The following is a 12,794-nucleotide window of genomic DNA, read 5'->3' on the forward strand; positions in this document are numbered from 1 at the left end:
CTAGTATGAAGCAGACAAGCGAAGCAACGGAACAAATTACACAGGCGATAGAGCAAGTATCAAGTAGTGCAGAAATACAAACGAAAGAAGTTGAAGAAGGAGCAACATTGTTAGAAGAAGTTACAGAAGGAATTCAGCGTGTTGCAGATAGTTCTTCATTAGTATCTACAGCCTCTATGTATACGAAGAAAAAAGCTGAAAATGGTGGGAAGTTAGTTGAACAAACAGTGAATCAAATGCAATTAATTCATGAGTCTGTTTCACAGTCAGACAAAATCATTGGTTTATTAGACGATAAGTCGAAACAAATTGGAGCAATCCTCGAAGTGATTCAACATATTGCAGAACAGACAAATTTATTAGCGTTAAATGCGGCAATTGAGGCTGCGAGAGCTGGAGAGCAAGGAAGAGGATTTGCAATTGTAGCAGATGAAGTGCGAAAACTAGCAGAACAATCAGGACAGTCTTCTACGGAAATTGGGAAACTAGTGAAAGAGATTCAATTTGATATAAAAGAAACAGTAAGCTCTATGAATCAAGTTGGAACAGAAGTACAATCAGGACTTGTAGTTGCAAATGAAACGAAGCAAAGCTTTGCCGAAATATTGAAGTCTACAAATGATACAGTTGTACAAATTGATAGCATGGTAGATGTAGCAAAACAAATGACGGTAGATGCAAAGCAAGTAAGTGCATCTATTAATGAAATTGCAGCTACGATTGAAGAAAATGCAGCAAGTGTTCAAAATATTGCTGGTTCCTCTGAGGAACAATTAGCTTCAGTAGATGAAATAAATGCAGCAGCAGTCCATTTATCACAAATGGCAGAAGAATTACAAGAGATGATTAGTAAGTTTAAAGTATAATAACAAATATTAAGAAACGAGGTAATAATTTTACTTCGTTTCTTTTTTTATGAAGAGAAAAAGAAAGAGATATAGAGTAACCGTGTTATGATTAAGTATAATTAAAGAGACTGTATATTCTTTAAATTCCATCTTTAATCATGTTAGGGGAATGGTTTTGAAATTTAAAAAATTAAAACTCCAACCGAGAATTACATTAACTATAAGTACACTTATTTTAGTTGTACTTATGCTAACGAGTTATTTATTTTATTACATATTATCTGAAACGGTAGAAGAGCAAATTGGGAAACGAGCTTTGCATGTTGCGAAAACAGTTGCTGCTATACCTGAAATAAAGGAAGCTTTTCAAAAAGAAAACCCAGCTTCTATCATTCAGCCGATTGCAGAAAGAATTCGAATGGATACAGAGGCTGACTTCATTGTAGTTGGAAATAAAGAGGGGATTCGATATGCGCATCCTGAGCGAGATAAAATAGGAGAAGCGATGATTGGTGGAGATAACAAAGGTGTTTTATTAGAAGGAAAATCATATGTTTCGAAAGCAACTGGATCATTAGGCCCTTCATTACGTGGAAAAGTTCCAATCCGTAATCAGGAAAATGAAATCATTGGTGTGGTGTCTGTTGGATTTTCAATGGATGATATTCATGGAGCGGTAGAGGTGTATGGAAAGCGTGTATTTTGGATTACAATAATAGGGCTATTAATTGGAGTAATCGGCTCTATATATTTAGCGGCAAGTATAAAAAGAATGATGTTCGGTATGGAACCAGAAGAAATTTCATCTTTATATGAAGAGCATAGTACAGTGATTCAATCTGTACGTGAAGGGATTATTGTAATCGATAAAAATGGCATGATTAGTTTAGTCAATCAAGCAGCCTATGATATTCTTTCGCTAGATAAACAACAAAATATTATTGGGGAATTTACTTTAAATGTAATTCCTAATTCAACGATACTAGATGTACTTCAAACTGGTGAAGAACAGTTTGATCGCCAATTAAATATAAAAGGACAGGCTGTTATTGCGAACCGTCTACCTATTAAAGTAAAGAATAAAGTAACTGGCGTTGTATCGAGCTTACGTTTGAAATCTGAAATGGATCAGTTAACAGCAGAATTATCTCAGACGAAGCAATATACAGAGGCATTACGAGCGCAAGCGCACGAATATAACAATTTATTGTATACGCTTTCAGGTCTTATCCAATTAGAATCATACGAAGATGCTTTAGAGCTTATTCATAAGGAAACAGCGGTATATCAAGATTTTGTTCAATTTATTATGAAGCGGATTCAAAATCCATGGCTAGGTGGAATTTTAATTGGATTTTATAATAGAGCACGAGAGTTGAAGATTGATTTTATGCTAGATAGAGAAAGTGGTTTAGACAAATTAAGTCCACATATTGAGAGTAATTATGTCGTTTCTATTTTAGGAAATTTAATTACGAATGCATTTGAAGCAATTGAAAAAAATGAAGAGAATGATAAGACAGTAAGGATGTTTGTAACTGATATTGGAGAAGAAATAGTAATTGAAGTGGAAGATTCAGGGCAAGGGATTCATGATGAAATAATTACTAGCATATTCTATAAAGGCTTTTCGACGAAAGAAGGAGGAGAGCGAGGATATGGATTAGCAAAAGTGAAAGAGTTAGTAGAAGATTTAAATGGAAGTATTGCAATTGAAAAAGGGGATTTAGGTGGTGCGTTATTTATTATTGCACTACCGAAAGAGAGAGGCGAATAGTAATGGGTGAGGAGATTGAAGTATTAATTGTAGAAGATGATATTCGGATTGCTGACATTCATCGTCGTTTTACTGAAAAAATTGAGGGATTTAAAGTAATTGGAACGGCAACGACTGGAGAACAAGCGAAAGAATGGCTAGAGCTTGTGAAGCCACAGCTCGTGTTATTAGATGTGTACTTACCTGATATGCAAGGAACGGAACTTGTCACATATATTAGGAATCATTTGCACGATACAGATATCATTATGATTACAGCGGCATCGGAAACAGATGTAGTGAGGCACGCCCTGCGGGGCGGAGTAACAGATTATATCGTAAAGCCACTAATGTTTGATCGATTTAAGGCGAGTTTGGAAAGTTATCAAAAAAAGATTATGCAGCTGAAGAAAAATAATCAATTATCTACAGAACAAATAGAACATTTATGGTCTCAAAGAGGCGTAAAGGGAAATGAAATGGAATATGCCCCGAAAGGGATAGACCCCTTAACTTTAGCAAAAATAAAAAAACATATGTTAACAGTTAATGAAGAAGGGATTACAGCAGAGGTACTAAGTTCAATGGTAGGCGTAAGTCGATCAACTGCAAGGCGCTATTTAGAGTATTTGATATCTGGGAAGAAAGTCCACGCAGAGCTAATATATGGAAGTGTTGGGAGACCGGAGAGGCGTTATTTTCTTACTTCTTCATAATAAAAAACAGTAGAGGATTTTATTTCTTCTACTGTTTTTTTGCATCTTATATTGGAATAATCCCAATTACAATACCGGTAATTAACATAACCATTGTCGTTCCAACGGCCCACAATAAAGTGAAGCGTTGATGTTCACCGAAATCAACTTTGGCCATTCCGACCAATAAATAAGTGGAAGCGACAAGAGGACTTAATAAGTGAACGGGTTGCCCAAGTAAGGAAGCGCGTCCCATTTCAGCTGCACTAATTCCGTAAGTAGCAGCAGCCTTCGTTAAAATAGGCAATACCCCAAAGTAAAATGCATCATTGGACATGAAAAATGTGAATGGCATACTGAGAAGTGCTGTAATAATTGGCAATTGTGGTCCAAGTGCATCTGGTATAAGAGTTACTACACTGTTAGCCATGGCATCTACCATTTTTGTTCCAGATAAAATACCAGTGAAAATACCGGCAGCAAATACGAGAGAAACAACTGCTAATACATTCCCTGCATGAGAAGCAATACGTTCTTTCTGTTGTTCTAAGTTTGGATAGTTAATCATAACAGCAATAGCAAAAGCGATTGTAAATAAAACAGGTAACGGCATAACTTCTAGTATGAGACAGACAAGTAATGTAGCGGTTAATAAAAAGTTAATCCATAGAAGTTTAGGACGTTTATGCACTGCGGCTTCGACAGTTGCAGCTTGCTCATCCATTGTTTGCATTTGTTTTAAATACTGTACATCCATAATTCCTAAACGTTTTCTTTCTTTTTTTCCAAGATAGTAGGCAACGAAAACAACCCAAATTGCACCAGCAATCATTCCTGGAATAAGAGGTGTAAATAATTCGGAAGCCTCAAGTCCAAGTGCGCTCATAACACGAGCTGTGGGTCCACCCCAAGGTGTAAGATTTGTTACCCCCGCCCCTAACATAACAACTCCAGCTAATATGAGGGGGTTCATTCCAAGGCGCTTATATAGTGGATACATTGCGGAAACTGTAATCATGTATGTTGTTGTACCGTCACCATCTAGAGAAACGATAATAGTCAATATAGCCGTTCCGATAACGATTTTTAAAGGATCTCCTTTTACAAATTTTAAAATCTTACTAATGACAGGATCGAATAAACCGCTATCAATCATAATCCCAAAATATAAAATAGCGAACATAAGCATAATACCAGTAGGTGCTAACTTTTGAATCCCCTCTAACATCATAGGCCCCATATTGGCATAGAATCCGCCAATTAATGCAAAAACACTCGGAATTAATATTAATGCTACTAGCGCTGACATACGTTTCGTCATAATTAAAAACATAAAGACAAATACCATCGCAAATCCAAGTAGTGCTAACATGTAATTTCCCCCTCTAAAGAATGATTGCGCTTTCAAAATAGAATAAAAATTCAGAAAAAGGTTTTTTATTTATAATAAAAGCATCTATTCAAATGGTAAATAATTTGAAAAATAACATCATTAGAAGCATAATTTTTATTTTGTTCATTTTGTTCACGGTAGTTAATTTGAATTTTTAAAAAGTAAGCTGCTCCTCGTAAGAATGGTAGAATAAGATGAAAATAGTGAAGTGTGAAATAGGGAGTAGATGTTATATGAAAACGAGAATTGAAGAGATTTATAGCTCTTATGAAGGAAAAGTAGAGGAGATTTTTATTAATGAATCTTCTTACGTATATGAATGGGAAAAATTACTGATGATCCGAAAAAATGACGGTGAGCTTAAAAAAATCGCAGTCGGGATTAGTGGAAATATAAGATTGGTAAATGTAGAAGTTGGACAGGAAATTAGTGCGGATACATTATTAGTTAAGTTAGAAGATGATTTGTTAATTACAGGTTGCGAGTGATGAGAGATGTGTAGAAATAACTACACATCTTTGTTTGTTTCCTATATTACAAAAAGCACATTGTTTTTTCACAAATCTCACACAACCTTTTGGTATTCTTTTCGTGGAGTATACGGTTTCTAGGGAGGGATATTGATGAAAGTAAAATATGTCGTACTTGCTATATGTTTATGTTTCGTATTTATGGTAGTCGGGTGTGGGAAAAAGGAAACAGCAGCTGTTGCCATTGATGAGAAACATGATAAATGTGATATTTGCCAAATTGGGGTAACAGATAATCAATTTGCAACAGAAATTATTTTAGAAAATGGAAAAGCGTTAAAGTTTGATGATATCGGTTGTATGTATAAATGGATGGAGATTAACTCAGATGAAAAGACGAAAGAGAAATTTGTCCGAGATTATGATTCGAAAGATTGGATTTTGTTAGAAGACGCTACTTACGTATATGATAAAACAATAACGACACCGATGGCTTATAATGTCATTTCATTTAAAAATAAAAAAGATGCAGAGAGCTTTGTATCTAACTATAAGGGGAAAGTTCTTTCGTATAAAGAGCTAGCAGAGCATAAATGGGAAATGAATAAAGAGATGATGGGGAAACCGAAAGCAGGAAATCATGGTGGACATCATTAATAATAGAAAAAGACAACTATATAGTTGTCTTTTTCTATTATTACTCAGGTGCAAATATAGAAAAGGTGTAAAATTTTTAGAAGAACGGTTACAATGGAATATAGTAACCTAAAGCAATCGTTTATCCCGCATTAACGGGCAGTAAGATCTCCACCTCAAAATTTAGTGAAAGCAAAGAAGTTAGGTGGAGTCGGGCTGCCCGTAAAAGCCCGACTGGTGTGGGCTAATAATTAGTGGTGGATGAACAAAATCCCCACTAATTAAAGTTTCACTTTATGTACTTTTTAGAAATGTATACAAATGCGGTAAAAACGTGCTAAACTAATTGCTTCATAATGTTAATGATGGGGCCATCAGGCGTATCATTTCAATAGGTTGAGAAACATAGTATAAGCTTAAGATAATCCGTTTAAAGAAGGAATCTAAAGGGCTTATGGATAAATGTACTCAAGAAGAGTTATTGTATGTGATGGAGGAATGGTTAAGAAAACATTATCTTTCATAGGAGCTGTAGTTGTGAGAAAACAAAAAATTTTATTATGTATTTTATTAGGACTTTTAATGACGGTAGTGGCTTGCGATAAGCAAGAAGAACCAGAATCGAGACCGGTTCATGTGAAAAATGAAAAGAAAAAAGAGAAGCATAAAGAACAGGAAGAATCTAAAGAAGAGAAAAGTATAAATTTAATGGACAAACAGTTGTTACTTTCAGCTACTCTTGGAGACACAGAGACAACTATGAAGTTGATTCAGGATGGAGCGAATATAAACGTAGAAGGTGACAACGGAGAAACGCCTGTTCTTGCAGCGACGTACCAAAATCATGTAGAGACAGTTAAAGCATTAATTGGTGCAGGTGCTAATATTGAAATTAAAGATGAGAAAAAAAGTAATCCACTTCTTTATGCAAGTAGAGAAGGATATACGGATATTGTAAAAGTATTAATTAATGCAGGAGTTAATACGAAAGAAACGACTAGGTCAGGTGGGACAGCACTTATTTCTGCATCTGAGCGTGGCCATGTAGAGGTTGTTAAAGAATTATTAGAGCATACAGATATTGATGTGAATTATAAAAATGAACGTGGTGGAACAGCGTTATTAGAAGCAATTGTATTAGGAAATGGTAGTGAAAACCATAAGAAAGTAATTCAATTGCTTATTGATCACGGTGCAGATGTAAACATGGCTAACAAGGAACATCTGACGCCACTGCAATACGCTGAAAAAAGAGGTTTTAAAGATATTGTAAATATGTTGAGGGTAGCTGGAGCGAATGAAGTAGTACAGCCACAACAGCCAGTAGAGTAAAAAACGAAAAATAATCCCATTTAGATAGACAGAATGAAGAAATCAGTTAGTATGATGGATTCAGTAATGTGTATTTGAATGGGATTTTTGTTTTGAACATGAAAAATAGATTATGAATGGATGGTAAATGGAGTAAATAAGGAGGAAGCCTTATTTTGCAATTGTAAAAAATGAAAAGGTAGTTTCTGTTTGTTGCAGTGCAAGAAGTACGCCCGTAGCTGCTGAGGCAAGTGTGGAAACTTTAGCGGAGTTTGAAGGGACCGGATATGGTACTGATGTTGTTACAGCCTGGGCTATATCAATACAAGAGGAAAGGCGCATTCCACTTTATAGTACTGCTTGGGATAACTTTGCTTTGCAAGCAGTGGTAAGCAAACTAAAAATCATTAACTATGGAATTAATTTACATATTGATTGAATTTTAAGTATTGTTTCGTTATAATTTTATATTTAAATATATAGATTAATGTAAATGATGATGTGGTGAATATTAACATTCGATTAACACCTAATTAACAATCTATCAAAACTGACTTAATAAATGCGTAATATAGTAAAGGTAACAAAATAACTAGGGTAGAGAACATTTGAGAACACCCACTTACATATAATATGCCACTTTCTTAGGTGTGCTCTATTCCCTAGAGTTCAAATAAGGAGAAAGGCGTTCTATGTAAGTAGGTGTTTTTAGTTTGGATAAAAATAGAACAGTTAGGTGGAATGAATGTTTGAAAAACCTTATATTGCGATGATAAAGGATTGGGAAGGATACAAAGCATACAAAAAATTGCCGAAAACAGTTTTTCTTATGACTGGTTCAATGCTGGAATTACCAGAGCGTGTATATGAATTGCAGAAACATGGACATGATGTATTTCTTCATTGTGATTTTATACAAGGCTTAAATACGAATACAGAGGAAGCGCTTTTGTATATTCAAGATGTTATCGGGGCACAAGGTATTATTTCAACAAAAGGTTCGACAATTCGAAATGCTAATAAAATTGGATTGAAAACAATTCAACGTATTTTTATTGTAGATACTTTATCTCTTACTAAATCAATTGAAAATTGTAAAACGACTAAACCGAATGCAGTAGAGATTATGCCGGGGATTATGCCTTCTATTATTAAACAGCTAGTAGAGGAACTAGAGTTTCCTATTATTGCAGGCGGGCTGATTCAAACTCGAGAAGATGCGGAAATTGCAATTCGTGCAGGAGCAAGTGCGATTTCAACAAGTCATTATGAAGTATGGATACAAGAAGAAAAAAGGAGTGCAACCTTGTGATTGAATTGAAAAATGTTTCAAAGGTATATAAAAATGCAGAAGAGACAGCGGTTAAAGGCGTATCGGTTCATATTAAGAAGGGCGAATTTTTTGTTTTAGTTGGACCTTCGGGATGCGGGAAAAGCACATTATTACGAATGATCGCTGGCTTAGAAGAGATTTCTTCGGGAGATTTAATTATTAATGAATGTGTTGCAAATGATCTAGAGCCGAAAGAACGTAATCTATCAATGGTATTTCAAAATTATGCATTATATCCACACTTATCTGTAGAAGAAAATATTTTATTTGGACTTAAGGTAAGAAAATTACAAAAAGAAGAGCGACAAAAGCGATTAATGGAAGCTATTGAAATGGTAGGACTGAAAGAGTATGTGAAAATGAAACCAGGCCAATTATCAGGCGGACAAAGACAGCGTGTTGCACTAGCCAGGGCAATTGTGAGTCAGGCACCAATCTGTTTAATGGATGAACCACTTTCGAATTTGGATGCGAAATTACGTGCGCAAATGAGAATAGAAATTAGAGAAATTCAGCAGCGATTAGGAATTACGATGATTTACGTTACCCACGATCAAATAGAAGCGATGACTATGGGAGATCGTATCATGGTTTTAAATAAAGGAAGTATACAGCAAGTTGGAACACCACTTGACATATATAACGAACCAGCAAACGAGTTTGTTGCAAGCTTTATAGGTTCTCCTTCTATGAATATAAATGATGGGGAAGTGAATAAAGAAAAAGGTGTATTACATATAGGGAAATTGCAAGTTCCATTATCTATTAGACAGTTAAAGCAATTACCAGAAGGAACAATTCGCATAGGCATGCGTCCTGAGCATATTGCACTGTCTGAGGAAGGACAAGAAGTGACGTTGCAATCTGTAGAAGTATTAGGGAATGAATCTATATTGAACTTTGCGGTAAATGGAACAACTTGGAGTGCGAAAGTTATCGGACAGTTACTCTTGAACAAAGGTGACAAAGTAAAATTATTATTCTCGCAAGAAAAGTTATGCTTCTTTAACGAAAACACGAATGAACGCTTAAAAGTGGTAGCTAAAGAAGAGTTGAAAGTGGTGGCGGAATAATGATCGAAGTAAGTAAGTTACCAGTTCAAACAAAGGTGTCAAAAAAGAAAAAATTATGGGGGAGAACGAAAGATTTAAGAATAGGATTATTGTTTTTGGCACCATCTATTTTGCTATTTTCGATTTTTCTGTTCTATCCATTGTTTAGGACGATTTACTATAGTTTTTATTTAACCGATATACATGGAGAAGCTAATCTTTTCGTTGGCTTAGAAAATTATCAATATTTATTCTCTGATCCAGCCTTCTACAAAAGTATAAAATCAACTTTATTATTTGTTTTATATACAGTGCCTACGAGTATTATATTTGCTTTGTTTCTTGCATTGATTGCAAATGGAAAGGTAAGAGGTATTGGGTTATTCCGAGTTCTGTTTTCTTCGACGATGGGAATATCAGTAGCTGCTAGTGCAGTGATTTGGCTATTTTTATTTCATCCAAGTGTAGGATTATTTAATAATATATTAGGCTCTATGAATCTTCCTGCAATCGCATGGTTAACGAGTCCGGACTGGGCACTATTCTCTGTATCAGTTACAACAGTTTGGGTGAATACAGGATTTGCATTTTTAGTTATATTAGGTGGTTTACAAAATATCGATACGTCTTTATATGAGAGTGCATCTATAGATGGTGCTAGTTATTTATATAAGCTTCACCGTGTTACATTACCGATGCTATCGCCAACTTTATTCTTTATTGTAACCGTAACGTTAATTAGTGCGTTCCAAAGCTTTGGACAAATTGATATTTTAACGCACGGTGGACCGAATGATGCAACGAATTTAATTGTGTACTCGATTTACAAAGAGGCGTTTGTGAATCATCAATTTGGAACAGCAAGTGCACAAGCGATGGTATTATTTGTTTTCATTTTCATTGCTACATTACTTCAATTTAAGTTTGCTGAGAGAAAGGTGCATTATAAATGATTGTTAAACAGTGGAAGCAAAATTTCCTATTATACATGCTGCTCATAATTAGTGCAGTAATGGTATTTTTTCCTGTACTGTATGCGTTTTTAATAAGCTTTATGACACCAGACGATATTCAAATGAGAAGGTTATTTCCAACTCAATTTACTTTTGATAATTTCATTAATATTTTTCAAAAAGTACCGCTTTTTACATACTTATATAACAGTTTAATTGTATCGATAGTCGTTATGATTGGACAACTTATCGTATCAAGCTTAGCGGCGTATGCTTTTGTTTTTCTTCAGTTTAAAGGAAGAAATCTTATTTTCTTCCTGTTTATTTCGACGATGCTTATTCCGTGGGAAGCAACGATGGTACCTAACTTTTTAACGATTCAAAACTTTGGCTGGATCAATAGTTTCGCTGGGATGACAGTGCCGTTTTTTGCGACAGCTTTCGGTATTTTCTTGTTACGTCAACATTTTATGACACTTCCGAATGAACTGAAAGAAGCTGCATTTATTGAAGGGATTGGAAATATAAGATTTTTATTCAGCGTTGTAATTCCGTATTGTAAAACGAGTTTTATTACGCTTGGAGTATATAGCTTTTTAACAACATGGAATATGTATTTATGGCCACTTTTAGTGACCACTGATGAAAAAGTAAGAACAGTGCAAATCGGTGTAAAGCAGCTTCAGTCTCAAGAAGTTGCAACTGATTGGGGAAGCGTAATGGCCGGTGTTACGGTTATCGTTATTCCAACATTGATTTTACTATTTTTAGGGCAAAAGCAATTACAACAAGGATTAACAAAAGGTGCAATTAAATAACTAAGAGAAGGTGAGATTTAAATGAGTCTAGTTAAAAAAGGTGCTGCTCTATTAATGGTAGCAACAATGGCATTATCTAGTGCCGCTTGTTCAAATAGTAAAACAGAAGGAAAACCTGAAGCACAGGCAAAAGTAGCACCAGTTGAAAAAAATGGTGATAAAACTGTAATTCGCTTCTGGCATGCGATGGGTGGAAAAACACAAGGTGTACTAGATAGTCTTGTTGCAGACTATAATAAGTCGCAAAATAAATATGAGATAAAGGCAGAGTTCCAAGGAACATATGAAGAGTCTTTAACGAAATTTAGAACGATGTCTGCAACGAAAGAAGCGCCAGCTCTTGTTCAATCGAGTGAAATTACAACGAAATATATGATTGATAGTAAAAAAATCACACCAATTGATAGCTGGATAAAAAAAGATAAGTACGATACGTCAAAATTAGAAAAAGCAATTACAAATTATTATTCAGTTGATGGAAAAATGTATTCTATGCCATTTAATTCATCTACACCAGTATTAATTTATAATAAAGATGCTTTCGCAAAGGCGGGCTTAGATCCAGAGAAAGCTCCGAAAACATATGCGGAATTACAAGAAGCAGCGAAAAAGTTAACGATTAAAGAAGGCGGAAATGTAAAACAATATGGATTCTCCATGCTTAACTATGGTTGGTTCTTTGAAGAATTGTTAGCGACACAAGGTGCTTTATATATAGATAACGAAAACGGTCGTAAGGATGCTGCAAAGAAGGCGGTATTTAACGGTAAAGAAGGACAGAAAGTATTTGGAATGTTAGATGATTTAAATAAAGCTGGCGCACTTGGAAAGTATGGAGCAAGTTGGGATGATATTCGTGCCGCGTTCCAGTCTGGACAAGTTGCTATGTATTTAGATTCTTCAGCAGGTGTTCGTGATTTAATTGATGCATCTAAGTTTAATGTAGGTGTTTCATATATTCCATATCCAGGGGATTCGAAACAAAATGGTGTTGTCATTGGAGGCGCATCATTATGGATGACGAATATGGTTTCAGAAGAAACGCAACAAGGTGCTTGGGACTTTATGAAATATTTAACGAAGCCAGACGTACAAGCGAAATGGCATACGGCAACAGGCTATTTCTCAATTAATCCAGATGCATATAATGAGCCATTAGTAAAAGAGCAATATGAAAAATACCCACAGTTGAAAGTAACAGTAGATCAACTGCAAGCAACGAAGCAATCTCCAGCAACACAAGGTGCTTTAATTAGTGTATTCCCAGAATCACGAGATGCAGTTGTAAAAGCATTAGAAGCGATGTATGACGGGAAGAATAGTAAAGAAGCGTTAGATGAAGCTGCCAAAGCAACAGATAGAGCAATTAGCATTTCAGCTCGTACAAGTCAAAAATAAGAGAAAGCCGTATCCTTAACATGAAGTGCACCCCAATTGTTAGACACAGTCTAACAATTGGAGGTGCATTTTTTATGGCTAAATTTTCTTCAAAAGAAAAAATCCAAGCGGTGAAACGATATTTAGATGGT

At 35.2% G+C, this 12,794-nt stretch carries 12 protein-coding genes and 1 pseudogene; 12 read left to right on the forward strand and 1 reads right to left on the reverse strand.

Annotation, left to right across the window (positions count from 1 at the left end; all coding sequences use genetic code 11):
- The first annotated feature begins 5 nt into the window (after positions 1-5).
- The 3 genes from ACTFRH_RS28725 (at position 6) to ACTFRH_RS28735 (ending at position 3,320) form a co-directional block, all read left to right on the forward strand.
- Positions 6-866: a methyl-accepting chemotaxis protein gene (locus tag ACTFRH_RS28725; protein ID WP_374221656.1), complete on the forward strand. Its 861-nt coding sequence runs from the start codon at positions 6-8 to the stop codon at positions 864-866.
- A 151-nt stretch (positions 867-1,017) separates the two neighbouring features.
- Positions 1,018-2,625, forward strand: coding sequence for an ATP-binding protein (locus tag ACTFRH_RS28730; RefSeq protein WP_003303784.1), 1,608 nt, complete (start codon positions 1,018-1,020; stop codon positions 2,623-2,625).
- A 2-nt stretch (positions 2,626-2,627) separates the two neighbouring features.
- Positions 2,628-3,320 (forward strand): response regulator, encoded by a 693-nt coding sequence (locus tag ACTFRH_RS28735; protein WP_000503469.1) that lies wholly within the window; start codon positions 2,628-2,630, stop codon positions 3,318-3,320.
- A gap of 46 nt (positions 3,321-3,366) precedes the next feature.
- On the opposite strand, the gene ACTFRH_RS28740 is transcribed toward ACTFRH_RS28735, so the two are convergent.
- Positions 3,367-4,671, reverse strand: coding sequence for a CitMHS family transporter (locus tag ACTFRH_RS28740; RefSeq protein WP_000880466.1), 1,305 nt, complete (start codon positions 4,669-4,671; stop codon positions 3,367-3,369).
- A gap of 254 nt (positions 4,672-4,925) precedes the next feature.
- On the opposite strand from ACTFRH_RS28740, the gene ACTFRH_RS28745 reads away from it, so the two are divergent.
- The 9 genes and pseudogenes from ACTFRH_RS28745 (at position 4,926) to ACTFRH_RS28785 (ending at position 12,663) form a co-directional block, all read left to right on the forward strand.
- Complete coding sequence (locus ACTFRH_RS28745; protein WP_000857376.1) at positions 4,926-5,180, forward strand: hypothetical protein; 255 nt, start codon at positions 4,926-4,928, stop codon at positions 5,178-5,180.
- Positions 5,181-5,315: 135 nt separating this feature from the next.
- Entirely contained in the window at positions 5,316-5,819 is a 504-nt protein-coding gene (locus ACTFRH_RS28750) for a nitrous oxide reductase accessory protein NosL (protein WP_000865662.1), read from the forward strand.
- Positions 5,820-6,260: 441 nt separating this feature from the next.
- Positions 6,261-7,130 (forward strand): ankyrin repeat domain-containing protein, encoded by an 870-nt coding sequence (locus tag ACTFRH_RS28755; protein WP_000287343.1) that lies wholly within the window; start codon positions 6,261-6,263, stop codon positions 7,128-7,130.
- 142 nt (positions 7,131-7,272) lie between these two features.
- Positions 7,273-7,548, forward strand: a pseudogene (locus tag ACTFRH_RS28760) (GNAT family N-acetyltransferase); the annotation flags it as partial.
- Between the two features lie 306 nt (positions 7,549-7,854).
- Complete coding sequence (locus tag ACTFRH_RS28765; protein WP_000462084.1) at positions 7,855-8,421, forward strand: glycerol-3-phosphate responsive antiterminator; 567 nt, start codon at positions 7,855-7,857, stop codon at positions 8,419-8,421.
- A complete protein-coding gene (locus ACTFRH_RS28770; RefSeq protein WP_000571375.1) occupies positions 8,418-9,515 on the forward strand; it encodes an ABC transporter ATP-binding protein in 1,098 nt (365 codons plus the stop codon). The genes ACTFRH_RS28765 and ACTFRH_RS28770 overlap by 4 nt, the downstream gene beginning before the upstream one ends.
- The gene (locus tag ACTFRH_RS28775) at positions 9,515-10,447 is read left to right on the forward strand and encodes a carbohydrate ABC transporter permease (RefSeq protein ID WP_000573804.1); all 933 of its coding nucleotides are present in this window, start codon (positions 9,515-9,517) and stop codon (positions 10,445-10,447) included. The genes ACTFRH_RS28770 and ACTFRH_RS28775 overlap by 1 nt, the downstream gene beginning before the upstream one ends.
- Positions 10,444-11,265, forward strand: coding sequence for a carbohydrate ABC transporter permease (locus ACTFRH_RS28780; protein ID WP_000635939.1), 822 nt, complete (start codon positions 10,444-10,446; stop codon positions 11,263-11,265). Before ACTFRH_RS28775 ends, ACTFRH_RS28780 begins: the two co-directional genes overlap by 4 nt.
- A gap of 21 nt (positions 11,266-11,286) precedes the next feature.
- Positions 11,287-12,663 (forward strand): ABC transporter substrate-binding protein, encoded by a 1,377-nt coding sequence (locus ACTFRH_RS28785; RefSeq protein ID WP_000060605.1) that lies wholly within the window; start codon positions 11,287-11,289, stop codon positions 12,661-12,663.
- Positions 12,664-12,794: the final 131 nt, after the last annotated feature.

Source organism: Bacillus cereus group sp. MYBK216-1 (genome assembly GCF_051916495.1).
Taxonomy (GTDB): domain Bacteria; phylum Bacillota; class Bacilli; order Bacillales; family Bacillaceae_G; genus Bacillus_A; species Bacillus_A thuringiensis_K.

What these genes read in the sequence shown, in the direction of transcription:
- ACTFRH_RS28725 (WP_374221656.1), top strand. Translation starts at nt 6, where the DNA reads ATGAAGCAGACAAGCGAAGCAACGGAACAAATTACACAGGCGATAGAG.
- ACTFRH_RS28775 (WP_000573804.1), top strand. Translation starts at nt 9,515, where the DNA reads ATGATCGAAGTAAGTAAGTTACCAGTTCAAACAAAGGTGTCAAAAAAG.
- ACTFRH_RS28785 (WP_000060605.1), top strand. Translation starts at nt 11,287, where the DNA reads ATGAGTCTAGTTAAAAAAGGTGCTGCTCTATTAATGGTAGCAACAATG.
- ACTFRH_RS28730 (WP_003303784.1), top strand. Translation starts at nt 1,018, where the DNA reads ATGGTTTTGAAATTTAAAAAATTAAAACTCCAACCGAGAATTACATTA.
- ACTFRH_RS28745 (WP_000857376.1), top strand. Translation starts at nt 4,926, where the DNA reads ATGAAAACGAGAATTGAAGAGATTTATAGCTCTTATGAAGGAAAAGTA.
- ACTFRH_RS28755 (WP_000287343.1), top strand. Translation starts at nt 6,261, where the DNA reads ATGTACTCAAGAAGAGTTATTGTATGTGATGGAGGAATGGTTAAGAAA.
- ACTFRH_RS28780 (WP_000635939.1), top strand. Translation starts at nt 10,444, where the DNA reads ATGATTGTTAAACAGTGGAAGCAAAATTTCCTATTATACATGCTGCTC.
- ACTFRH_RS28750 (WP_000865662.1), top strand. Translation starts at nt 5,316, where the DNA reads ATGAAAGTAAAATATGTCGTACTTGCTATATGTTTATGTTTCGTATTT.
- ACTFRH_RS28740 (WP_000880466.1), bottom strand. Translation starts at nt 4,671, where the DNA reads ATGTTAGCACTACTTGGATTTGCGATGGTATTTGTCTTTATGTTTTTA.
- ACTFRH_RS28765 (WP_000462084.1), top strand. Translation starts at nt 7,855, where the DNA reads ATGTTTGAAAAACCTTATATTGCGATGATAAAGGATTGGGAAGGATAC.
- ACTFRH_RS28735 (WP_000503469.1), top strand. Translation starts at nt 2,628, where the DNA reads ATGGGTGAGGAGATTGAAGTATTAATTGTAGAAGATGATATTCGGATT.